The organism is Brachybacterium sp. P6-10-X1 (assembly GCF_001969445.1).
GTDB lineage: Bacteria > Actinomycetota > Actinomycetes > Actinomycetales > Dermabacteraceae > Brachybacterium.
The window spans coordinates 3,349,865-3,372,523 of sequence record NZ_CP017297.1; the positions used below are offsets into that span (position 1 = coordinate 3,349,865).

18 protein-coding genes are annotated in these 22,659 nt (G+C 72.4%); 8 read left to right on the forward strand and 10 right to left on the reverse strand.

The features are described from left to right. Positions 1-41: 41 nt before the first annotated feature. Both BH708_RS15000 and BH708_RS15005 read right to left on the reverse strand, forming a co-directional pair. Positions 42-479, reverse strand: a complete 438-nt coding sequence (locus BH708_RS15000) for an OsmC family peroxiredoxin (RefSeq protein WP_076809860.1) — start codon at positions 477-479, stop codon at positions 42-44. Between the two features lie 86 nt (positions 480-565). Then, entirely contained in the window at positions 566-1,156 is a 591-nt protein-coding gene (locus BH708_RS15005; RefSeq protein ID WP_076809861.1) for an NADPH-dependent FMN reductase, read from the reverse strand. A 410-nt stretch (positions 1,157-1,566) separates the two neighbouring features. On the opposite strand from BH708_RS15005, the gene BH708_RS15010 reads away from it, so the two are divergent. Continuing rightward, positions 1,567-1,893 carry a DUF485 domain-containing protein gene (locus BH708_RS15010; RefSeq protein ID WP_076811390.1) on the forward strand — a complete coding sequence of 109 codons (327 nt, stop codon included), beginning with the start codon at positions 1,567-1,569 and terminating at the stop codon, positions 1,891-1,893. Then, a complete protein-coding gene (locus BH708_RS15015; RefSeq protein ID WP_076809862.1) occupies positions 1,893-3,479 on the forward strand; it encodes a cation acetate symporter in 1,587 nt (528 codons plus the stop codon). The genes BH708_RS15010 and BH708_RS15015 overlap by 1 nt, the downstream gene beginning before the upstream one ends. Before the next feature lie 253 nt (positions 3,480-3,732). On the opposite strand, the gene BH708_RS15020 is transcribed toward BH708_RS15015, so the two are convergent. Both BH708_RS15020 and BH708_RS15025 read right to left on the reverse strand, forming a co-directional pair. Continuing rightward, on the reverse strand, positions 3,733-4,662 hold the full coding sequence (locus BH708_RS15020; RefSeq protein ID WP_076809863.1) for a hypothetical protein: 930 nt from the start codon (positions 4,660-4,662) through the stop codon (positions 3,733-3,735). 70 nt (positions 4,663-4,732) lie between these two features. Beyond that, positions 4,733-6,664: a solute carrier family 23 protein gene (locus tag BH708_RS15025; RefSeq protein ID WP_076809864.1), complete on the reverse strand. Its 1,932-nt coding sequence runs from the start codon at positions 6,662-6,664 to the stop codon at positions 4,733-4,735. 217 nt (positions 6,665-6,881) lie between these two features. Between BH708_RS15025 and BH708_RS15030 the strand changes: the two genes are divergently transcribed. The 4 genes from BH708_RS15030 (at position 6,882) to BH708_RS15045 (ending at position 11,111) form a co-directional block, all read left to right on the forward strand. Beyond that, positions 6,882-8,129 (forward strand): MFS transporter, encoded by a 1,248-nt coding sequence (locus BH708_RS15030; RefSeq protein WP_076809865.1) that lies wholly within the window; start codon positions 6,882-6,884, stop codon positions 8,127-8,129. Between the two features lie 54 nt (positions 8,130-8,183). Next, positions 8,184-8,999 (forward strand): alpha/beta hydrolase fold domain-containing protein, encoded by an 816-nt coding sequence (locus BH708_RS15035; protein ID WP_076809866.1) that lies wholly within the window; start codon positions 8,184-8,186, stop codon positions 8,997-8,999. Between the two features lie 70 nt (positions 9,000-9,069). Beyond that, entirely contained in the window at positions 9,070-10,464 is a 1,395-nt protein-coding gene (locus BH708_RS15040; protein WP_076809867.1) for an MBL fold metallo-hydrolase, read from the forward strand. 53 nt (positions 10,465-10,517) lie between these two features. Continuing rightward, positions 10,518-11,111 carry a hypothetical protein gene (locus tag BH708_RS15045; RefSeq protein WP_076809868.1) on the forward strand — a complete coding sequence of 198 codons (594 nt, stop codon included), beginning with the start codon at positions 10,518-10,520 and terminating at the stop codon, positions 11,109-11,111. Here BH708_RS15045 and BH708_RS15050 read toward each other — a convergent pair. After that, positions 11,108-11,968: a hypothetical protein gene (locus BH708_RS15050; protein WP_076809869.1), complete on the reverse strand. Its 861-nt coding sequence runs from the start codon at positions 11,966-11,968 to the stop codon at positions 11,108-11,110. The two genes, BH708_RS15045 and BH708_RS15050, sit on opposite strands and share 4 nt — an antisense overlap. Further along, positions 11,965-12,216, reverse strand: coding sequence for a hypothetical protein (locus BH708_RS15055; RefSeq protein WP_253705354.1), 252 nt, complete (start codon positions 12,214-12,216; stop codon positions 11,965-11,967). Before BH708_RS15055 ends, BH708_RS15050 begins: the two co-directional genes overlap by 4 nt. A gap of 126 nt (positions 12,217-12,342) precedes the next feature. Between BH708_RS15055 and BH708_RS15060 the strand changes: the two genes are divergently transcribed. Then, the gene (locus tag BH708_RS15060; RefSeq protein ID WP_076809871.1) at positions 12,343-13,737 is read left to right on the forward strand and encodes a serine/threonine-protein kinase; all 1,395 of its coding nucleotides are present in this window, start codon (positions 12,343-12,345) and stop codon (positions 13,735-13,737) included. 184 nt (positions 13,738-13,921) lie between these two features. On the opposite strand, the gene BH708_RS15065 is transcribed toward BH708_RS15060, so the two are convergent. The 4 genes from BH708_RS15065 to BH708_RS15080 form a co-directional block, all read right to left on the reverse strand. Further along, positions 13,922-15,466, reverse strand: a complete 1,545-nt coding sequence (locus tag BH708_RS15065) for a serine hydrolase (protein WP_076811391.1) — start codon at positions 15,464-15,466, stop codon at positions 13,922-13,924. Positions 15,467-15,471: 5 nt separating this feature from the next. After that, a complete protein-coding gene (locus BH708_RS15070) occupies positions 15,472-16,278 on the reverse strand; it encodes an SWIM zinc finger family protein (protein WP_076809872.1) in 807 nt (268 codons plus the stop codon). 37 nt (positions 16,279-16,315) lie between these two features. After that, positions 16,316-19,417 (reverse strand): DEAD/DEAH box helicase, encoded by a 3,102-nt coding sequence (locus tag BH708_RS15075; RefSeq protein ID WP_076809873.1) that lies wholly within the window; start codon positions 19,415-19,417, stop codon positions 16,316-16,318. Between the two features lie 362 nt (positions 19,418-19,779). Then, positions 19,780-21,489: a chromosome partitioning protein gene (locus BH708_RS15080; RefSeq protein ID WP_076809874.1), complete on the reverse strand. Its 1,710-nt coding sequence runs from the start codon at positions 21,487-21,489 to the stop codon at positions 19,780-19,782. A 133-nt stretch (positions 21,490-21,622) separates the two neighbouring features. Here BH708_RS15080 and BH708_RS15085 point away from each other — a divergent pair, with 133 nt between their 5' ends. Beyond that, a complete protein-coding gene (locus BH708_RS15085; protein ID WP_076809875.1) occupies positions 21,623-22,378 on the forward strand; it encodes a protein phosphatase 2C domain-containing protein in 756 nt (251 codons plus the stop codon). Positions 22,379-22,659: the final 281 nt, after the last annotated feature.

A 22,659-nucleotide genomic window follows, 5' to 3' on the forward strand; every position in this document is an offset into this window, starting at 1 on the left:
GCGCCCGAACCCCTGGCGTTCGCGCGCTCACAGCACGTCGATCAGGCGAGCGTGGCGTTCAGGGTGATGTCCACGCCCTTCAGTGCCTGGGAGACCGGGCAGTTCTGCTTCGCGTCCTCGGCGAGACGCTGGAACTCGGCCTCGTCGAGATCCTCGACCACTGCCTTCACGGTCAGCTCGATGCCGGTGATGCCGCCCTCACCGATGTTGAAGGAGACCTTCGCGGAGCTGTCCACCGAGGTCGGCGGCGTGCCGTTCTCCGCCAGGCCGTTCGAGAACGCCATCGCGTAGCAGGTGGCGTGGGCGGCACCGAGCAGCTCCTCGGGTGAGGTCGTGCCTTGCTCACCCTCCTCGGCGCGGGCCTTCCAGTTGACCGGGAACGAGCCCAGCTGGGACGTCCCGAGACTGGTGGTGCCGTGTCCGGAGGGCAGGTCTCCCTGCCAGGTCGTGCTCGCAGTGCTGATGACGGTGCGGGGCATGTCTCCTCCTCGGATGGGGGCCGGCCACAGCCGTGGCCGCGCTCATGGCCACGGTAACGCTGTTCCGTCGTCGGCGGCAGGGACCTTCAGCGGGTCGTGACCAGGCGGTCGGTGATGCTGATCAGGTCGCCGACCACGGTGCGGGCCCGCTCGGCGTGGGCCTCCGTCGGCGCCACGGAGCCCTGCTCGTCGACGTCCTCGAACACCGAGAAGGCCAGCTGGGTGCGCACATCGACCATATGGAAGTTCGAGACGATCGTCCGCCAGTGCTCGACCGACCTGATCCCCTTCTCCGCGCCGTAGGAGACGAAGGCGACCGGCTTCTCCGCCCACTCCGAGCCGAGCGAGTCGAAAGCGTTCTTGAAGCCGCCGGGCACGCCGTGGTTGTACTCCGGGGTGATGAACACGAAGCCGTCGCAGGCGTCGATCGCCGCGCTCCAGCGCCGCACCCTCTCGTCCTCGTACTGCTTGTTCGCAGCGCCAGGGACGGTCGCCGAGGTCAGCACGGGAAGGTCGAAGTCCTTCAGGTCGATGACCTCGATGCTCACACCTGCACCTGCACCTGCACCTGCACCTGCAGCGGCCGCGCGCTCCTGCGCGAGGGGGATGAACCACCGGGCGACGCCCTCGCCGAAGCGTCCGTCGCGGACCGAACCGATGATGATGCCGAGCTTCATGAGTTCTCCTTCGTGGTCGGGCTGCGCCGCGCGGCGCCGTCGCCCTGAGCATGACACGACCGCCGGGGCCCGGGTGAGGTCGGGACCATCGCGACATGCCCGGGACACGCCGGGCGCGGCCAGACCCGAGGTCGTCGAAACTCTCGTGAGGAGGTGCGGGACGACCTGCGCACCTCCTCCGAAAGCTCGGCCTGCCCGATCCCGGGCGACCGGAAGGCCGCGGCGTCGGTGGCCTCCCCGGGGTGTGTGGGCCCCATCACCACTGCTACGGTCACCCCACGCCCCGGGTTTCCCCCATCGTGCCGGGGCCGAGCAGAACGAAGGAGTTGTGCCCTGTGACCACCCCCTCCCTGGGATCGGATGGTCCCGCGTCGGATCGGGCCGAGCCCGATCACACCCGGCCCGATCGGATCCCGTCCGACGAGATCAGTCCTGAAACGTTCCGCACCGTGCAGGGGTCCGAGGAGTTCGCCCAGCTGCGCCGCAGCTTCCGCGGCTTCGCGATCCCGATGACCGTCGCCTTCCTGGTCTGGTACCTGGCCTACGTGCTGCTGTCCACCTACGCCGAGGGCTTCATGTCCATCCAGGTGATCGGCAACCTCAACCTCGGGATCATCCTGGGGCTGAGCCAGTTCCTCATGACCTTCCTGATCACCTGGCTGTACATCCGCCACGCGAACCGCTCGCTGGACCCGATCTCCACCCGGATCCGCGACGAGCTGGAAGGGGCGAACTGATGGAGTTCGGCAACCCGGTCCTGAACATCGCGATCTTCCTCGTCTTCGTCGTCGTCACCCTGATCGTCGTCATCCGCGTCTCGCGCACGACGACCAAGGCCAGCGACTTCTACCACGGCGGCCGTGCCTTCTCCGGCCGGCAGAACGGCATCGCCATCGCCGGTGACTACCTCTCGGCCGCCTCGTTCCTCGGCATCGTCGGCGCCGTCGCCCTGTACGGCTACGACGGCCTGCTGTACTCCGTCGGCTTCCTGGTGGCGTGGCTGGTCGCGCTGCTGCTGGTCGCCGAACCGCTGCGCAACACCGGCAAGTACACGATGGCCGACGTCCTCAGCTTCCGGATGCGGCAGCGCCCCGTGCGCACCGCCGCCGCGACCTCCACCCTCGCGGTCACCTTCTTCTACCTGCTGGCCCAGATGGCCGGCGCCGGCGCCCTGGTGTCCCTCCTGATCGGTATCGAAGGCCGCGTGGGGCAATCGATCGTGATCGCCGTGGTGGGCGTGGTGATGATCCTCTACGTGATGATCGGCGGGATGAAGGGCACCACCTGGGTGCAGATCATCAAGGCCGTCCTGCTGATCACCGCCGTCGCCGTCACCACCGTGTGGATCCTCGCCCTGAACGGCTTCGACCTCTCCGCCGTGCTGGGCCGGGCCGTGGACTCCCACCCCGACGGCACCGCCATCCTCGAGCCGATGCTCCAGTACGGGGAGTCCGGCTCCTCCAAGCTGGGCTTCGTCTCCCTCGCGATCGCGCTGGTGTTCGGCGCCGCGGGGCTGCCGCACGTGCTGATGCGCTTCTACACCGTGCCCACCGCGAAGGAGGCCCGACGCTCGGTGGTCTGGGCGATCGCCCTGATCGGCTTCTTCTACCTGTGCACCCTGGTGCTCGGGTTCGGCGCCGCCTACATGGTCGGGGTCGACGTGATCGGCGGCCTGCCCGGCGGGTCGAACTCCGCCGCGCCGGCGCTGGCCTACGCCGTCGGCGGCACCGTGCTGATGGCCATCATCTCCGCGGTGGCCTTCGCGACGATCCTGGCCGTGGTGGCGGGGCTGACGATCACCGCCTCGGCGTCCTTCGCGCACGACATCTACAACGGCGTGATCAAGCACGGCGAGGCGGATCCGAGGAAGGAGGTCAAGGTCGCACGGCGCACCGCGCTGGTGATCGGGGCCGTCTCGATCGTCGGCGGCATCCTCGCCGCCGAGCAGAACGTCGCCTTCCTGGTCTCCCTCGCCTTCGCGATCGCCGCCAGCGCGAACCTGCCCTCGATCCTGTACTCCCTGTACTGGAAGCGGTTCAACACCCGCGGGTCCCTGTGGAGCATCTATGGCGGCCTGTCCAGCGCGCTGTTCCTCATCACCTTCTCCCCGGTGGTCTCCGGAGCCGAGGACGCGATGATCCCGGGTGCGGACTTCGCGTGGTTCCCGCTGACGAACCCCGCGCTGATCTCGGTGCCGCTGGGCTTCTTCCTCGGCTGGTTGGGCTCGGTGACCTCACCGGAGCGCAACGAGCTCAAGCAGGCCGAGATGGAGGTGCGCTCCATGACCGGGGCCGGATCAGAGAAGGCGACCGTCGAGCACTGAGCCCGCAGTCGGCCGACGGTCCCCACCGGACGCAGAGGAGCGGGGCCGAGGACGGTTGCCCTCGAGGCTCTGTCGGCCGACGCCTTCCAGCCGTTCCATGCCGCACGGGCGGACCTGCTGCTGGGTGCGGGGCGGACAGCTGACGCCGAGGAGGCCTACGAGCGAGCCGCGGCGCTGAGCGGCGAGCCCGCCGAGCGGGATCACCTGCGGAGCCGCGCCCGGGCGGCGGGCCAGGGGCGAGCGCCTACGGGATTCAGGCCAGACGCAGGCCCGACTCCGGTCGCACCGCCCGGTCGTGCAGGTCGATGATCTGCTGCTCGAGCGCGTCCGGGGTCGGGCCGGTGATGTTGAGCAGGCGGCAGACGGCGACATCGGCGGAGGCGGCCTGGTAGTGCTCCACCCACCGGCGGTGGACGTCGTCGGCCGCGGTGCGGGAGCCGAGATCGCGGAAGGGCTCGACGTGGATGCGCCATGGCTTCGGGGTCAGCCGCGCCCGGTAGGTGTCGTGGACCCGGCACAGCAGCACGTAGAGCTCATCGCTGCGCACCTCGGCCATCAGCTCGCGGGCGCGGTCGCTGCCCGGTGCGGCGTCGGCGCCGGTGATCAGCAGGCGGAACCCGTTGCGGGTGCGGTAGCTGCGCACGCCGAGCTCGGGGTGCCGCCGGGTGAAGTCGTCGATCAGGGTCACGATGCGCGCGTGGTGCTCGCCCCGCGGACCGGGGCCCTGCCGGCCGAAGGCGTCCGGGTCGCGCTCGTCATCGGGGGCGCTCTCCGAACCGCTCCCGAACAGGCGCGACAGCAGCCCGCCGCGCGCGCTGGGTGGTCGGTCGCGTGCGGTCTCATCGACCAGGTCGACGTCGCTGACCAGCACCGTATCGGTGTTCAGGACGGCGGCCCCGTAGCGGTTCCGGGTGATCGCACCGACCAGCGCACCCTCGGGGGAGCGGATCTCCTGCAGCAGCTCCTCGGGCAGGCGTCGATCGGGATAGTACTCGCGGTCCCCGCGGCCGACGGGGCGGGGCCCACCCGCGGCGACCAGGCGCTCCAGGCGCTCGCCGGCGTCGCGTCTGGCATCCTCGGGCGAATCGTCCGAGGAGCCGTGGACGGTGAGGTCGAGCTCGCGGCCGTCGGGGAGCGATCTGACCTCACGGACGGAGGCCCAATGGCGAGGGATCGGTTCCATGCCCGGACGCTACGCCGGGCCGACGGCGATGACCATAGGTGCCGGGCGGGAGGAGCCGTCCGGCGGATCGCTACTGCAGCGACTCGAACTTGCGGGCCCAAGCCGTGCCGACGGGGTTGGCGTCGGCCACCATGATCCCGAAGCGGTCCCCGGCGATCTCGGCGACCTCGGTCAGCGCCACGCGGCGCTCGTGGGCGGGGGAGTGGTCCAGGCGGCGCACCCCGTTCTCGATGATCGTCGCGAAGGAGTCGGTGCGGCCCAGGTAGGCGACGAAGGGCATCGAGAACCGCTCCGCGTAGCGGGCCGAGAGGTCCCGCACCGCCTCGACGTCCTCGTCGGTGAGGTTCTCCAGGGCGAAGGAGCCCACGTCCTGGCTGATGGCACCGGCCTCCTCTTCGTCGGCGGTCACCAGGGTGGCCATGTCCGGGTAGCTCGCCACCAGGGAGTCCTGCTCGGAGCGGTCCGCGGACAGCACGGCATCCTCGATGGCCGTGCGCAGGGCGGGGGCGTCCTCGAAGGGCCGCGACTCCCAAGCGCGCTCGAGGGGCCACGTGGCCCCGTTGAACAGGGAGCCGAAGGTGGTCACGAAGGTGTCGCGGTCCATCTCGTTCACCTCCGCGATGCCGATGCGCTCGCCGGCAGCGGTGGTGGTGACCATCGAACCGCGCTGGGACCCCAGGTGGAAGAACACCAGGTTCAGCACGATCGCGCTGATCGCGCCGACGGTCACGCCGGAGGAGACGAACACCTGCGCCCAGGACGGGAACACCCCGGCGATGTCCGGTTTGAAGCTCACCAGCATCGCCAGCCCCAGCGAGGTGCCGACGATGACGGAGTTGCGGTTGTCGGTCAGATCCACCGTCGACAGCGTCTGGATGCCCACCAGCGCCACGGAGGCGAACAGAGCCAGCGAGGCGCCGCCGAGCACGGGGGAGGGGATCGCGGCGACCACGGCCCCGGCCTTGGGCAGCACGCCGAGCACGATCATGATCACGCCGGCCCCGGCCACCACCCAGCGGGACTTCACGCGGGTCAGGCGCACCAGGCCGATGTTCTGCGCGAAGCAGGTGTATGGGAAGGAGTTCAGCACACCGCCCAGCAGGGTCGAGAGGCCGTCGGCCCGGATCGCCCGGGAGATGTTCTTGGGGCGGATCCGCTTGCCGACGATCTCCCCGGCGGCGAAGACGTCCCCGGTGGTCTCGACCATCGTGATCAGCATGACGATGATCATCGAGACGATCGCGGTCACGGAGAAGGTGGGCACGCCGAAGTAGAACGGGGTGGTGACCCCGAAGGCGGAGGCCTCGGTGACCCCGCCGAAGGAGGTGTCCCCCAGGACCAGCGCCACCGCGGTGCCGATCACCAGCCCCAGCAGTACGGCGATGGTGCCGAGGAACCCGCGGAAGAACCGCTGCACCAGCACGATGATCCCCAGGGTGCCCAGCGCGTAGAGGATGTCGCGGGTTGCGGGGGTGCCCTCGGCGTAGTTGGTGATGTCCCCGGCGGAGACGCTCAGCAGCGTGATGCCCATGGTGGTCAGCACGGTGCCGATCACCACCGGCGGGAAGAAGTGCAGGATCTTCGCGAAGTACGGGGCGACCAGGAAGGTGAACAGGCCCGCGACGATGATCGAGCCGTAGATCATCGGCAGGCCCTCGGCCCCGCCCTCGCCGCCGGTCGCGGCCAGGCCGATCGCGATGATCGGACTCACCGCCGTGGTGGTCACGCCCTGGATGATCGGCAGGCGGACGCCCACCTTCCAGAAGCCCACCGACTGGATCAGGGTCGCGATGCCGCAGGTGAACAGGTCCGCGTTGATCAGGTGGATCGTCTGCTCCGCCGTGAGCCCCAGACCCGAGGCGATCAGCAGCGGCACGATCACCGCGCCCGCGTAGAAGGCCAGCACGTGCTGGACGGACAGCACGGTGAGCCGGCCCGGGGGAGGCACCTGGTCCACGGGGTGCGGGCGGGGAGTCTCGAGGGCGGGGGAGGCGGTGGTCATGGGGGTCCTTGGGAGCCGGGCGGATCACGCAGCGGGAGTCTGCGCGGAGGAGGCCGCGCACCACCCTAGATCCCGCGCGGCCGACGGGTGCCTCCAGGACCGCGGATCGGTGCCCGGGCGCCCCGGAAGGAGAGGCACCCCACCCCCGCCGGGCCCCGCCTCGTGACACGCGGGGCAACGGATGGCCCTTCCGTCGGGAGAGGTGTAGAAGGGACCGGTGAGCACCAGGCCCAGCCCGAGCACCCCGTCGCCCGCGAACGAGACCGCGCCCTCGCGCGCCATCGCCGTCGGCGGTCTGCTCGGAGCTCTCGCCGTCGGCCTCGTCGCGCTGAACCTGCGCCCGGGCGCGACCAGCGTCGGCCCGCTGATGGAGAGCATCGTCGGCGCCTACGGCAAGGGGGCGATCGCCTCCGGGCTGCTGACCGCATTGCCGCCTCTGGCCTTCGGGATCCTCGGCTTCTTCGCCGTGCCGATCTCGCGGCGGGTGGGGCTGACCGGCACCGTCGTCGCCTCCTTCGTGCTCGTGACCATCGGGCTGCTGCTGCGGCCCGCCGCCGAGGGCTTCGGGGCGTTCGTGGCGCTGTCGCTGCTGGTCCTGGTCGGACCGGCGCTCGGCAACGTCGTGGTGCCCGCCTGGATCAAGCAGCACGGCGGGTCCCGCACCGTCGGGTGGATGACCCTGTACAGCGTGGTGCTGGCGGTCGGCGGCTCCGCCGGGGCGGCGCTGGCCGTGCCCCTGGCCGGGGCGGCGAGCGACGGCTGGCGCGACTCGCTGCAGTTCTGGGGGCTGCTCGCGGTGCTGCCCGTCGTCGTCTGGGCCGTCGTGCTCACCCGCACCGGGCACGACTTCCCGCCCGCCCCGCCCACCGGCGACCTGCCCGGCTCCCTGCTGCGATCGCGGACCGCGATCGCGCTGACGATCATGTTCGGCCTGCAGTCCACGAATGCGTACACCCAGTTCGGGATGCTCCCGCAGATCCTCACCTCCACCGGCCTCACGCCCGAGCGGGCCGGGATCACCGTGGCCGTGGTCTCCGGCTGGGGCATCGTCGGCGGGATGGTCATGCCCACCGTCATCGCCCGCTCCCGCCGCCTGCCCTGGCTGGTGGGCAGCTTCGGGCTCTTCACCGCCGCCGGCTACCTCGGCTTCTGGCTGGCTCCGGGGGCGAGCCCGCTGCTGTGGGCGTGCATCCTGGGGATCGGCGGCTTCGCCTTCCCCACCGCGATCGCCCTGATCCCGGCCCGCAGCCGGTCCCCGCGGGTGACCGCACGGCTGTCCGGCATGGCCCAACCGTTCGGCTACGTGCTGGCCGCGATCGGGCCGCTCGCCGCCGGCGCACTGCTGGATGCGACCGGATCGATCCCGGTGGTGCTCGGTTTCCTGGCGCTGACCGGGCTGGCACTGGCCGTCTTCGGGTACCGCGCGGCGCTGCCGCGGACGGTCGATGACGAGCTCACCGCCTGAGGCGCTGCGGAACAACGCCATGGCCTGCACAGCGAATCATGCGAAGATGCCCTCATGAGCATCGTCCGCACGCTGCGCATCCTGGCGTCCCAGCGCCCGTCCACCCCTCCTCGCTCCGTCGCGGCCCCGGCTCGCGTCACGCGCGCCCGACCCGGCCACGTGCCCGTGACCTGGATCGACCAGCAGCTGGCGGCGACCGGCACGATCGTGCACCTGCACGGGGGCGCGTACGTCTCCGGGGAGCAGAAGGCCCATTGGTCCTGGCTCGAGGAGGTGGGCCGACGTGCCGGCGCCGCCACCGCGATGGTCCACTACCGGATGGCCCCGAAGCATCCCTTCCCCACCGCGGTCGAGGACGTGCTGGCCGCCCTGGACGGCATGGGCGAGGCGTCCCTGCTGCGTGCGGGCCGCTGGGTGCTCTCCGGCGACAGCGCCGGCGGCGGCCTCGCGCTCGCCGTCGCCCAGTCCCTGGCCCAGGGCCACGCCGACACCCCCGCACTGCTGATGCTCGAATCGCCCTGGACGGATCTGCCCGCCCGCCGCGACGGCGAGGACGAGCTGCGTCGCGCCGCGGCCCGCCTCTATGCCGGCGCCGTGCCGCCGACGGACCCGCGCCTCAGCCCTATCCACGGAGACCTCGGCGCCCTGCCGCCCGTGCACCTCGTCGCCGGTGCCGAGGACGAGCTGATCGAGGACTCCCGCCGTCTGCACGCGGGCCTGATCGAGGCCGGCACCGACGTGGGATACGTCGAGATCCCCGGCCAGGGGCACACCGTCGCGGTCACCGGCGAGGGGCCGGATGCCCAGGCCGCCCGCCGCACCCAGATCGAGGCCGCTCGGCGCGCCCTCACCCTCCGCGCGGCCGCCTGACCCTCGCTGCCGCCCCACGCCCCGCCCCTCATTCCGTGCCAGCTCCTACCACCTTCCCGAGGAGGACGCCGTGCTGCTCGAACGTCTCTACGACACGGACCTGGCCCAGGCCAGCTATCTGATCGCCTCCACCGACGCGCAACGCGCCGTCGTCGTCGATCCCCGCCGCGACGTGCAGATCTACCTCGACCTCGCCGCGAAGCACGGGCTGAGGATCACCGACGTCACCGAGACCCACATCCATGCCGACTATCTCTCCGGCACCCGGGAGCTGGCCGCGGCCACCGGCGCCACCATCCACGTCTCCGGGCACGGCGGCGCCGACTGGTCCTACGGCTATGAGGCCCATCTGCTCCGCGACGGCGACGAGATCGTCGTCGGCGAGGTGCGTCTGCGCGCCCTGTTCACCCCCGGGCACACCCCGGAGCACCTGAGCTACCTGGTCACCGACGGCGGCGTGGCCGACGAGCCGGGCTACCTGCTCTCGGGAGATTTCATCTTCGCCGGGGACCTGGGGCGCCCCGACCTGCTCGACGAGGTCGCCGGCGGCGAGGACACCCGCGAGGACTCCGCCCGCACCATGTTCGCCTCCGTGCGCGACCGCTTCGTGACCCTGCCGGACCATGTGCTGGTCCTCCCCGGCCACGGCGCTGGGTCGGCCTGCGGGAAGTCGCTCGGTGCCGTGCCCTCCACCACCGTCGGCTACGAGAAGCGCTTTGCCTGGTGGGCGCCGCTGGTGACGGCCGACGACGAGGACGCCTTCGTCGACCGATTGCTGCACGGCCAGCCCGAGGCCCACGCCTACTTCGCGCGGATGAAGCGCCAGAACCGTGACGGGCCCGCCCTGCGCGGCCCGGTCCAGCCGCTTCGCGAGCTCGATCCCGCCGAGGCGGCGCGCCGACTGGCCGACGGGCGGGCGGTGCTGCTGGACACCCGCAGCCTCGAGGAGGTGCACCGCGGGGCCGTGGTCGGGGCGTTGACCGTGCCCGCCGCCACCAACCGCTCCACCTACACCGCCTGGAGCTACGACCCCGAGCACGAGTCCACCCCGCTGATCCTGCTGGCCCGCGACGCGGTGCAGGCCGAGGAGCTGCGGGACAACCTGCTGCGGGTCGGCATCGACACCGTCGCCGGCTACATCACCTCGGTGGCGCATCTGCCCTCCTTCGTGCCCGGGTCCGTCGCCCCCGCCGACCTCTCCACGCACCAGCACGACCTCCTGCTCGACGTGCGCGGCCGCGACGAGCATGCCGAGGGTGCGGTGCCGGGATCGGCGCAGCTGCACGGCGGGCGCGCCCTGTGGGAGCTGTCCGCGCTCCCCACCGGCGGCCGCATCGTCGTGTACTGCCAGTCGGGTCTGCGCGCCGGGGTGGTCTCGGCCGCGCTGCGCCGCGCCGGGTACGACATCACGGAGCTCGAGGGCAGCTACGCCGGCTGGTCGCAGTGGGCGCGGGCCGGCCGGTGACCGAGGAGATCTCCGCGCCATGACCTCGACAACGCCATGACCCCGCCCGCGCGATGACCACCATCGAGCCGCCGGGCGGCGAGCACGTGCGCTGGGACGGGAGCCCGGAGGTCCTCACCCGGATCCGGGATCTGCTGATCTCCCACAGCTCCCGGGGCACCCTGCGCATCGTCCTCCAGCAGCTCACCCTGCACGAGGGCGGGAAGCAGACCGGGATCCACGAGGTGATCGACGCCGTGCTGGACGTCGGCGGCAACCTGGTGGCGACGTCGCTGGCCCCGTCCGTCCGCGAGGACCCGCAGGCGGCGACCCGCCTGGACGCGGCGCTCGCTCGGTTGCGCGCCGAGGTCGTCGCCCAGACGGAGGCGCAGCCCGAGGCGCTCGAAGTGGTCATCGACGGGGACGGACGCCGGGAAGCACGGATCGCCTTCGACCTGGAGATCTCGGCCCAGGACCTGGCCGATCACCACCCGCACCCGGCGCTGCGCGACGGCGCCCATCACATCCTGCACGAGGCGCCCGCCCTGGACGAGCTGCGCGATCGTCTGTCCGCGCCGCCGCCGAGCCTGCTGCGCCGCGGCTGGGACGCCCTGCGCGGCGTCGGCCGACGGGACGACGCGGGGCTGGACGGACCGGAACGAGGCTAGGGGCAGAGCACGTTCGTGGCGTCGTCGCCGTTCAGCGCCGCGGACTCGGGATCCAGGAGGTCCTCCCGCCGGATCCGCGGCGCGGCGATCACGGTGTCCATCGTGGCCTGCTGCGCCTGGCGGTGCTCGGCGTCCTTCCCGAGCGCGGGCACGACGAGGCCGCCGTGGTCGCGGAGCGCACAGCCGTCCAGACCGTGGATGGTCACCCGGATGGTCGCGGTCGACGCGGTGCCATCGGCGGCGAGATCGGCGACGACGCCCACCCGGTAAGCGATCACGCCGACGGCGTGGGTGCTGGTCTCCAGCACGGACCAGGCCAGGGTGCCGCCCAGCAGGAGCAGGGCGGTCCCCTCCCGCTGCCCGCGGAACCAGTCCATCGCCAGCGCGGGCCGGCCGATGGTCGCGAAGCCCTCGGCGAGGGTGAAGGCGTACAGGTGCCGCTCGCCGCTGTCCCACGCCTGGTGCAGGACGTCCTGCCAGTAGGTGGGGGCGGCCCCGTCGATCCGGGCCCGGGCCGCGGCGTCGTCCAGACCGTGGAGGGCGTCGGGGGAGAGGTAGGCGGCCGCCAGGAAGTCCGTCAGCGCCTGCCGGACGGGGTCGACCGCGGCGTCCTCGGGACCGAGGCCCGTCCAGGCCTCGAACTCGGAGACCTCACCGGTCAGCGGCAGGGCGAGCACGTCGGCGAGGGTCCTGCCGTCCCAGCGCGCCTCGTCCAGGGAGGCGAGGGGGTCACGGGGCACCTGATCGGAGGTGGGGACCCGGCTCATGCTGCAGCCCGCGGCGATCGCGGCGGTGCCGGAGGCGGCGAGGAGTCCGGCGAGGTCACGTCGTCGCACCAGGGGGCGACGAGGGGTCATCGGAGCTCGGGCTCGGAGGCGTCGGCCCGCCCGGAGTCGGCATCGAGGCGCCGTCTGATCGTGCGGGCGCGGTCGCGGTCGTGTTCGGTGGCCTTGTCGACGAGGTCGGTGGTGTCGTGATCGGGCTCCTCCGGCTGCAGCACCATCCACACGACGAAGCCGATCGTGAGCACGACGGCGATGGCCAGGAAGATGCCGAACAGGGGCCAGGAGAAGGCGATCGGGTCCCAGAAGGGATCACCCTGCATCGGTGCTCCGACGACCACGGCAACCCCCATCCGGTCACGGCACGAAAGGCCCGGGGGCGCTCCCGGGTCCACAGAGATCCTCGCCAGCATAACTCCTCGCCGACGGGCCGTTATGCTGAGGACGATATGGCTGATGTGATCGTCGGGCGCTTCGCCCTCATAGACCTGATCGCCAAGGGCGGCTCCGGGTCCGTGTGGCGTGCCTGGGACTCGAAGACCGAGATGCTGTGCGCCGCCAAGGTGCTGCGTCAGCGCGACTCGGCCGACCTCATGCGCTTCGTGCGCGAGAAGGGCGTCAGCTTCGACCACCCCCACCTGCTCACCCCGCACGGCTGGGGCGCCGAGGACGAGCACGTCGTGATCGCGATGCCGCTGGTCTCCGGCGGCACCCTCGAATCGGTCGTGAAGAAGAAGGGCAGGCTCGCCGAGCCCGCGGTGGTGGTCATCCTCGACCAGCTGCTCGACGGCCTCGCCCACGTGCACGCCGAGGGGTGGATCCACCGCGACGTCAAGCCCGCCAACATCATGTTCGAGCCGCGCGGCCGGGCGTTCCCCGTCTCCCGCCTGGCGGACTTCGGCATCGCCGTGCACGAGTCCGACGTGCGCTTCACCCATGTCGGCATGGTCAACGGCACCCCCGGGTACATGGCCCCCGAGCTGTTCTCGATGGCGGAGCCCGCGCCCTCCCACGACCTCTACGCCGCGGGCGTGGTGGCCCTGGTCGCCCTGAACGGGCAGATCACGCTGCACGACGGCGCCTTCCGGCCCGATGAGCTCTCCCAGTACCTGAACGGGGTCACCCCGAAGCTGTCCGCGGTGATCCGCAAGCTGGTCGCCGCCCAGCCCGACCAGCGGTACCAGGACGCCGAGACCGTGCGGCGGGACCTGCCGCGCGTGCCTCAGGGGTACCCCCTCACCCACGCCGACGGCGCCCCGCTCAGTTTTCAGGACACGCTGGATCCGCTGCCGGAGAACGCCCCCGGCGTCGTCCGCCCCGAGCGTCCCGCGCCGCAGGTCGCCGCCTCCTCGATGGAGGCGATCCGCGCCGGTCAGGTCCAGCAGGGCTTCTCCTCGGGCTCGCCCTCGCCGCAGACCGGGCCGCAATGGGTCCAGGGCGCTCAGGGCGCACCGGCGGCACCGCAGCTCGGGTCGCCGCAGCCCGCGCCGTCGCCGCAGGGTTCCCCGCAGAACTACACGGCCACCCAGGCCTCGACCAGCACCGTCACCGGCCAGGGCGGGGCCCGCAACCGCAGCACCCTGATCGCCGTGGGACTCGGCATCGGTGCGGCGGTGGTCCTCGGCGTCATCGTCGCGATCACGCTGCTGGTGATCTTCCCGAGGACCTCCGCAGCCCCCGTCGGCGATGGCGCGCCCGTCAGCAGCATCGACGCCGCCTTCGCCGAGGTCACCCCCGGGCAGGAGTGCGCCGAGAGCGACGAGGGCGTGATCGCGCTGACGCCTGACGGAGACTACGTCTCCTGCACCCGGGCCGATGACGGCACGGGGCTCGTCTTCGCCTGAGTCTGCGCGCCGCCGCGCGGGTCCGGGGTGCCCTTGTCGAGGGGTCTGACGTGTCGTGATCGCGCCGTCCATCCGACGCGTCGCACCGCGTGGTTCGGGGGCGCATCGGGGAGGGGGTCTGACGTGTCGCTATCGGGCGGTCTATCCGACGCGTCGGACCGCATGGGCCGGGGCAGGAGCGCGCTCAGCGCGGTGCGACGGCCGTGGTGTCCAGGGACTGGACGAGCGCGTCGCGGCGCGGGTCCATCAGCAGGTCGAGCCGCAGCGTCGGGGTGGCCTCGCCGCGGCCCGGGACGCGCCAGCGCAGCTGCGCGGGGCTGATCACCGTCGCCGCCTCGGCGCGCAGGCTGTCCAGCGCGGTGCGGTCCAGCCCGGCGGCGTGCAGGGCAGTGTCCAGGCGCCGCTGTCGCTCGTCCCGCGAGGTGTCGAGGTCCATGTTGTCGGCGAACCAGGCGTCGGCCACCGCGTCGTCGTCCGTGCGCAGCCAGGTCAGCGCCGCCGAGGCGGCCTCGAGGGTGCGCGGTGCGGCGCGCTTCCCGGGTCCTTCGAGCAGTTCGGGGACCTCGCGCTGCAGGATCCGCAGGGTCTGCATCGACAGGGGAGTGGCGGGGGCGTACTTCGAGTTCGCCAGCGCGACCACGCCGACGCCGCTGGCACGGTGCCACACCATGAAGGAGCCGTAGCCGGGGTAGCCGCCGGAATGGGAGATGACCTCCCCGAGATCCGGGAAGTGCTCGATGACCAGGCCGTAGCCATATCCGCGCACGCGGTCGAAGCCGGGGGAGACCCCGTTCTCACCGGCCGGCAGCGCGGGCAGCGGATGGTGGCGTCGCAGCTGCTGCATCTCGCGGCGCGAGGTGGTCGACAGCAGCACCTGGTCCCGGGCGGGGGCATCCGGGGCATCCGCGGCAGCGAGGAAGCGCATCCAGGCGGCGACGTCGTCGACCGTGGAGAACAGGCCGGCCATCGCGCCGTACACGCCGGGGCGATCCAGAGGGACCGGCTCGAAGCGGGTCGCGTCGCTGCGGTCGCCGATCCGGTGCCCGGTGGCCAGGCGTGAACGATCCAGTGACTCGGCGTCGAAGGCCGTGTCGGCCATGCCCAGCGGCTCGAGGAAGCGAGAGCGGATCTGCGCGGTGTAGTCCGAGTCGGTGACCTCGTCGATCACCCGGCCCAGCAGCGCGTAGCCGGTGTTGGAGTACTCGAACCCGGTGTCGGGGCGGTGGACGTGGCCGAGCCCGCCGGCCAGCAGCGCCGCGAACTTTTCGCGGGTCATCGACTCCTGGCGGTCGCCCCAGGGGTTGTCGGTGACCAGCCCGGCGCTCATGGTCAGAAGCTCCCGCAGCGTGATCTCGGGATCGTCGGCCACGGTCTCGAAGGCACCGGCGGCCTCGGGCACATGACGGGCCACGGGATCGTCCAGCCGCACCCTGCCCTCATCGCGCAGGGCCAGCAGCGTCGCAGCGGTGAAGGACTTCGTCATCGAGGCGATGCGGGAGATCGTGGCCCGGTCCATGGGGGCCGATCCTGCCGCGGGCTCACCCGCATCGAGCTCGTGGTGGCCGGCGGCGCCATGATGGAGAACGGCCTGGCTGTGGTGGTGGCCTCCGACGACGGCCCAGGTCACGCCTGCGGTGCGGTGGCCGGCGACGGCGTCGGAGAACAGCGCGGTGATCTCGGCGCGGGTGGACTCGGGCAGGGTGGCGGGAGCGGCAGGCGTGCTGGACATGGTCGTCACTCTAGAGCGTCGGGGGCCGGTGTCTCATCGTGGTGCGGGTCCGTCGGCCCCGACGGTTCCTCGTCCACGGCGGCGGACCCGTAGAACGTCGCGATGATCCGGGCCGGGTCCGCGCCGATCACCTCGGCCAGCAGGGCCGGGTCGGTGCGGGCGGGGTCGTACGGGGCAGGCGCCGGGCTCCTCGATCCGTCCCCGGCCGGACTGTCGGCCGCCCTCGCCCTCGCGCCCGCGTCCATGTCCCCGTCGAGATCCGCGCGCTGCGGAGAGGCCGCCTTCCTCGGGGCGACCAGGTCCTCGAGCGTCAGTCCCCGCAGGGTCAGCAGGTGGACGGGCTTGTCGTCGACCGCCTCGACCAGCACGTACACGAGGGCGGCGACGTGGCGGCAGGGCCCCGGCCAGTCCAGGCAGGAGCAGTCGTGGGACAGCTCCGAGGCACCGCGGGGCAGCAGGGACAGATCGGACGCGGCCAGCTCCTTCTCGAACTCCTCGGGGTACTCGCCGCCGGCCAGTCGCGCGGGCAGCTCGGGGCGGGCGCGCGCGAGGCGCAGGAACTCGGTCCGGTCGTCCATGGAGAAGGCGGGCAGGTCCACCCGCGCCCGGTACAGCTCGCCGTCGGCACCGAGAACGTCGCCGCGGGCGATTCCCGCACTCACGTCGAGCCACTGGACGCGGCCGGCCCGGGCGTCGGCCTTCCCGCCGCCGGCCCGCCCCACCCCGAGCAGCCGCTCGGCGGCATCCCGCAGCGCGACGGCGTGCCAGCTCTTCCCGATCGCGCCGCGGCGCGAGCGCAGCGTGATGCTCATGGCCTGCCCCCGACTCGTCGCGCGGTCCTCAAGCTCCTCATCCGTCGTCCTCCTCCTCGAGGCTCAGCAGATTCAGCAGGCTGTCGTCGTCGAGCTCGGACAGCCAGTCCTCGCCGGGGCTGATCGTGAGGTCCGCGAGGGCCTGCTTGTCCTCGAGCAGCGTGTCGATCTTCTCCTCGACGGTGCCGGCGCTGACCAGCTTGTGCACGGTCACGTCACGGCGCTGACCGATGCGGAAGGCGCGGTCGGTGGCCTGGTTCTCCACGGCGGGGTTCCACCAGCGGTCCAGGTGTACGACGTGGTTGGCGGCCGTCAGCGTCAGCCCGGTGCCGCCGGCGCGCAGGCTCAGCAGCATCAGCCCGGGACGATCGCGCCGGGACTGGAACTCGGCGACCATCTGGTCGCGGTCCCGCTTGGAGACGCCGCCGTGCAGGAACGAGACGTCCAGGCCGAGATCCGCGAAGCGCTCCTGCCAGTAGGGGACCAGCAGGTGCCCGAAGGTCGTGAACTGGGTGAAGGCGATCGCCTTCTGCCCCTCGGCGAAGGCCGTCTCCAGCACGTCGTCGACCAGCTCGAGCTTCCCGGAGCGATGCTGCCCCTCGCGCACCAGCGGCGAGCCGTCCCCGAGGTAGTGGGCGGGATGGTTGCACACCTGCTTCAGCCGGGTGATGGTCGAGACGACCAGGGTCCGACGGGACTTCTGGTCGGCACCGTCGAGCTGGACCATCAGCTCGTCCACCAGCGCCTGGTAGAGCCCGGCCTGCTCCGGGGTCAGGTTCACCACCCGCGACAGCTCGATCTTCTCCGGCAGGTCCTGGATGATCGAGCGGTCCGTCTTCACCCGTCGCAGGATGAACGGCGAGGTCACGAGCTTGAGCCGGGTCAGCGCCGAGCCGTCGCCCTCCTCCTCGATCGGGGTCGCGATGCGGTCACGGAAGCTGCTCGCGCTGCCCAGCAGGCCGGGGTTGGCGACCTCCATGAGGGAGTGCAGATCGCCGAGCTTGTTCTCCACCGGGGTGCCGGTCAGGACGAGCCGGTGCGGGGCCTGCAGTGCCCGGGCGGCACGGGTGACCTGGGTGTCGGGGGTCTTCACGTGCTGCGCCTCGTCCAGCACGATCCGGTGCCAGGCCACCGCGGAGAGCACCGGCAGGTCCCGGGCGAGCAGCGAGTACGTGGTGATGACCAGGTCGAGGTCCGCGGCACCGGCCACGAAGGACTCGTCACGCAGGCGGGTGCCGCCGTGGTGGACGTGCACAGCCAGCTCCGGGGCGAAGGTCGCGGCCTCCCGCTGCCAGGCGCCGACGACGGACATGGGGCACACCAGCAGCGTCGGCCCCAGAGAGCCGGGTGCCGGGGCGGGCGTCACGTCGGGCACCTCGTGGTGGCGGCGCTCGTGGCCGAAGGAGTCGGTGCCCTCCCGCTCCCGGGCCAGCAGGGCGAGCACCTGCATCGTCTTGCCGAGGCCCATGTCGTCGGCGAGGATGCCGCCGAGGCCCATCCGGTCCAGCGCCCACAGCCAGTTCAGACCGTCGAGCTGGTAGGGGCGCAGGGTGGCCTGCAGGGAGCGCGGCTGGGGATGGGGGAAGGCCCCCTCCGCCCCCGGCATCAGCCGGGCCAGGCCGTGGCGGCCGCCGGAGACCAGCGCCGAGACCCCGAAGTCCACGTCGCGGGCGTCCGGGGACAGGGCGAGGGAGAAGATCTCCAGCCAGGGGGCCTGGCCGGAGACCTCGACGGGGGCTGGCGGCAGCTGGGGAGCATCCGCGGCGGCGGTGCGCGACGAGGAGGCGGGCCGGGCTGAGCCGTTCTCCCCGGTGCGCATCCGCTGCTCGCGAGTACGGGCCGTGAAGGCGTCGAGGAACCGCTCGGCTGCGCGCAGAGTGGTGGCGTCGAGCCGCACCCACTGACCGCGCAGCAGCACCAGCTCGCTCTGCGCCTCCCGGATCTGCTCCATCTCCTCCTCGGTGAGCTCGGTGTCGCCGACGGCCACCCGCCAGCGGAAGGACGCCATCGCCCCCAGCCCCACGCCGGAGGCCTTCTTCTCCCGGTCCTGCGCCGCATCGTCCTCCTCAGCCTCCTGGGGGCGCAGGGTGGTGCGCTGCTTGGTCCAGTCGCGCGGCAGCAGCACCGTGACCCCGGCGTCCTCGAGGGCGGGGGTGTCCCCGGAGAGGAACTCGCCGGCCTCCGCGGTGGTCAGCAACCAGTCCACGCCGGTCTCGTCGACCGCGGCGCCGCGCACCGTCGGGGCCAGTCGCATGACGGCGGCGGAGGCCTCGGCGGCCCCTGACGTGCTGAGATCGCCGACGGCCCGCAGGTCGGCGACGGGGTGGACGGTGCCGTCCTTCTCCCGCAGGCAGGTCTGCAGGGGCCAGGCGGTGCCGACGGGGGGCTGGAACAGCCGCACCACCAGCTCGCTGTCGGTGGAGGTGAGCTGCACCCCGGGGCGGCCGGAGTCGACGAAGGCGTCGAAGGCGGCGGTGATCCGGCGTTGGGCGGGCAGGTCGGCGCGCAGCTCGCCATCGTCCGCGAGCGCCCACAGCACGCCGAAGCGGTCCGCCTCCGGGGCCTCCGCGGCGCGCAGGTGCGCGGCGAAGGCGGTGCGGGCACGGCCGTCGACCAGGGCGTGCAGCATCCGGGGTGCGTCCTGCTCCGGAGCTCGCCATTCGAGCACGGCGCGTCCGTACCGCTCACGTGCCCGTACCCGCATCGCGCGGCGGCCGACCACGTCCTGGGCGCGCAGGTCGAGCACCACCGCGGCGATCAGGTCCGGCATCGCGACCAGCTCGCCGTGCAGGGAGGCAGCGGACCCGTCGCTCAGCAGCGCGGAGAGCTGCTCGGCGAGGTCGTCGCCGAAGCGGTCCTCGAGCAGGGCGTAGGCGGCGCCGACCAGGGAGGTCAGGGAGGTACCGGACAGCGGCAGCGCGGGCACGCGGCGATCGCCGTCGCGGCCGGGGATCCGGACCCGGTGGCGCAGCTGGTCCGGGGCGTCCGCCAGCGCGTCGGCGATCCCGGCCGGGGCCACGCGTCGCAGCTCGGCGAGGCTCTCGAGGGCCTTGGAGCGGCCCGGGCCGGTCTGCTCGCGCACCCACAGCGCGGGCCCCAGGTCGTCATCGACGACGAGGCTCAGGCGGCGGGTGGGCATGGGCTCCAGCGTAGGCCTCGGGGCCGACGTTCGCGGGCGCGGGGACGTGGATGTGGACGGAGCTCCGGGGGTCGCCGCTCCGGAGACTGCGACGCGCCGTCCAGAGTGTGCCGGTTCCACCGATCCGCCCCGCTGGCGTCGCGGATCGGTGGAACCGGCGGGCGCGTCGCGGCGGCGCCGCTCCCGGAGAGGTTCTCCCGCGCGGCGGCGGACAGAATGCGGCAGCACTCCGTCCGCGGCGGCGGACCGAATGCGGCAGTGCTCCGTCCGCGGCGGCGGATCGAATGCGGCAGTGCTCCGTCCGCGGCGGCGGATCGAATGCGGCAACACTCGGCGTGGCGGCGAGCCGTCCGCGCGACGTCTCAGAGCCCGTCGATGATCACCGAGGTCGCGTCGAGCCAGGCCTCCTTGGTGGCCGGCGCGATCCGCGACCACTCCAGGTGGGAGCCGTCGACGAACTGCTGCTCGTAGGGCACTTCGGCGACGGCCCGGGTGTGGGCGCCGAAGTGGGCGAGCAGACGGCTGCGCAGCGTCGGGTCGAACTTCCCCTTCGAGGAATGCGACAGGATCGTCACCGCGTGGTCGACCTGCTCGGAGAGCCCCGTCGCGCGCAGCTCGTCGATCATCCACGCGGCGGCGTTGAAGGTGTCCTCCCGCACGGTGGAGACGATCACCAGCTGATCGGCGTTCTTCACCGCGGCCAGCCAGTTCGAGGCCCGCACGTTGTTGCCGGTGTCGATCACCTTGATCCGGTAGAACCGCGAGAGGGCATCGTTGAGCTCCCCGAACGCCTGGTCGTCGATCGAGGCGGCCGAGCCCGGGTCCTCGTCGGAGGCGAGGATGTCGAAGCGCATCTCGCCCTGGGGGCGCACGTACGGGTCGAGGTCGGCGTTGCTGGCGTGCGGCGCGCGCAGGCGGTCGATGTCGCCGAGCAGATCGACCGCGGTGCGGTGGTGGTCCGTCGGCACGCCGCGCCAGCCCAGGGTCCCCCGGGTCTCGTTGTTGTCCCAGGCCAGCACGTTGCCGCCGCGGGTCACGCCGAGGGTCGCCGCGATCATCAGGGAGGCGGTGGTCTTGTGGGCGCCGCCCTTGAGGTTCACCACGGCGATGTTGCGCGGTCCGTCGAGCGGCCGACGGATGCGCTCGAGCCGCTCGGTCTCGCGGCGCTCGCGCGCGTTGGGCCGGGGGGAGATGGCCCCGCGGGTCACGCGGGTGATGAATCCGGGGAGGCCGCGGGTGGCCTTCACCGTCTCCGGCTTGGCGGTCGAGCTCTGCAGGTCCTGCAGGGTGGGACGGGAGTCGGCCGGGGTGGCGCTGCGCGGGGCCAGCGGGCGCTTCTGGGTCGAGGCCGCGGGCGAGGGCACCGGCGCGGTGGCAACCGCCGGCGCCGACGACGCCGACGACGCCGACGACGCCGACGATGCCGACGACGCGGACGGCGCCGACGGCGCCGACGACGCCGACGACGCCGACGACGCGGACGGCGCCGACGCGGCCGACACGGCGGAATCTGCCGACGGGACGGACTGCGCGGACGGGCCCGACCGCGCCGAGGCGGCGGAGGACTCGTCGTCCCCGGCAGCGTTCGACGGGGGCATCGCTGCGGCGCGGCGACGGCCGGCCCGATGCGATCGCACCGACGGAAGCTCCCCGGTGGTGCCGTCGACGATCGCGGCGTGCTCCCCGGTGGTCGGCCCAGAGCCCGGCGCCGACAGGGACTCGGCATCGATCGAGCTGAGATCTGCGGTGTCGTCGGTGGGCAGGTGCTCCTCGGGCAGCCCCGCGCTCGGCGGGGCGATCAGCGGATCGTCGATCGCCGGACCGTACGGCGGCCGCTCGTCCGCCTCGCGACCGGAGATCCGTCCGGTGGGCTCGACCCGCAGGTGATGGTGCACGTCGGGTTCGACGATCACCACGTCCACGGGGTCCTCCCCGCTGCGGGCCGCCGAGATGAAGACCTGCTTGACCCGATCCCTGATCTCCGGCAGATCGCCGCCGGTGACCTCGACGGTCTCGTCGGCGAGGTGCACGGTGGCAGTGGTGTCGGAGGTGATCCGCGCCTGCGCGATCATCGATGATTCCCTTCCGGATCCTGGGCCCCGCCCGAACCCCGGGAGGTCGGACGGCATGGTTCGTGCCCACTCTACGGGCGTGCCGCTCGTGCGTCCGTCGACCGCGCCTGCCGCCGATGCCTACAGTGGTGCTGTGCACACCCGACTGCTCTCCGACCCCGCAGGGACCGCGCCGAACGAGGACGCGGCCGGGGTGCTGGGGGACGCGGCCGTGCTGCTCGACGGGGCCGGGCTCCCGCAGCGCTTCCGGGCGGGCTGCCACCACGGCGTCGCCTGGTTCTCCCACACCCTCGCCGCCCGCCTGCTCACCCGCGCGCAGGACGCCTCCACCACGCTGCGGGACGCGCTGGCCGGGGCGGTCGCCGACGTCCGCGATCTCCACGAGGGGGAATGCGACCTCGCCGCCGGCAGTCCCTCGGCCACCGTCGTCGCCGTACGGCGTCGCGGCGAACACCTCGAGCACCTGGTGCTGAGCGATTCCGCCCTGCTGCTGCGCCACCGCGACGGTCGGGTCCGGCGGATCACGGACCTGCGGGTCGACGAGGTGGCCCGCGCCGAACCGAGTGCCGAGGCGGTCGAGGCCCGGCGCAACGCTCCGGGAGGGTTCTGGGTGGTCCGGCACGAGGAGCAGGCCGCCGATCAGGCGCTCCAGGGGCGCACCCCGCTGGCCTCGCTGGCCTCCGCGCACGTCGTCTCCGACGGTGTCACCCGGGCCGTGGACCTGCTCGGACAGCACGACGACAGCTCACTGGTGGACGCGCTGGAGACCGACCCCGGCGCCGTGGTGCGGGCGCTGCGCCGCGGTGAGAGGGCGCTCGCCGCCTCCCGTCGGCCGCGCAAGATGCATGATGATGCGACGGTCCTCACATTTTTCCTGGATCACGGGTGAAACCCGGCCCTGATCCTGAGTCTTCGCTGGTTGCCGCGGACGGCGCACAGGGCCCCGGGCCGATCGGGGCAGCGCCGGCAGAACTGCCCGTCGCCATCGGTTTTTGCCGTCCCATGACGGACGTCCCGTCCCGGCGGCGCGCTCGCGGCGCTTCTTCGTTCCTGCATGTCACCTGCGAAAACACGGGATCCCTGTGCGTTTACATGTGGGCGGAGAAGGCCTAGACTCCAAGGGAACGCGTCGTCGCGACGGGTGGTCATCGGCCGTCGAGGTCGGGATCT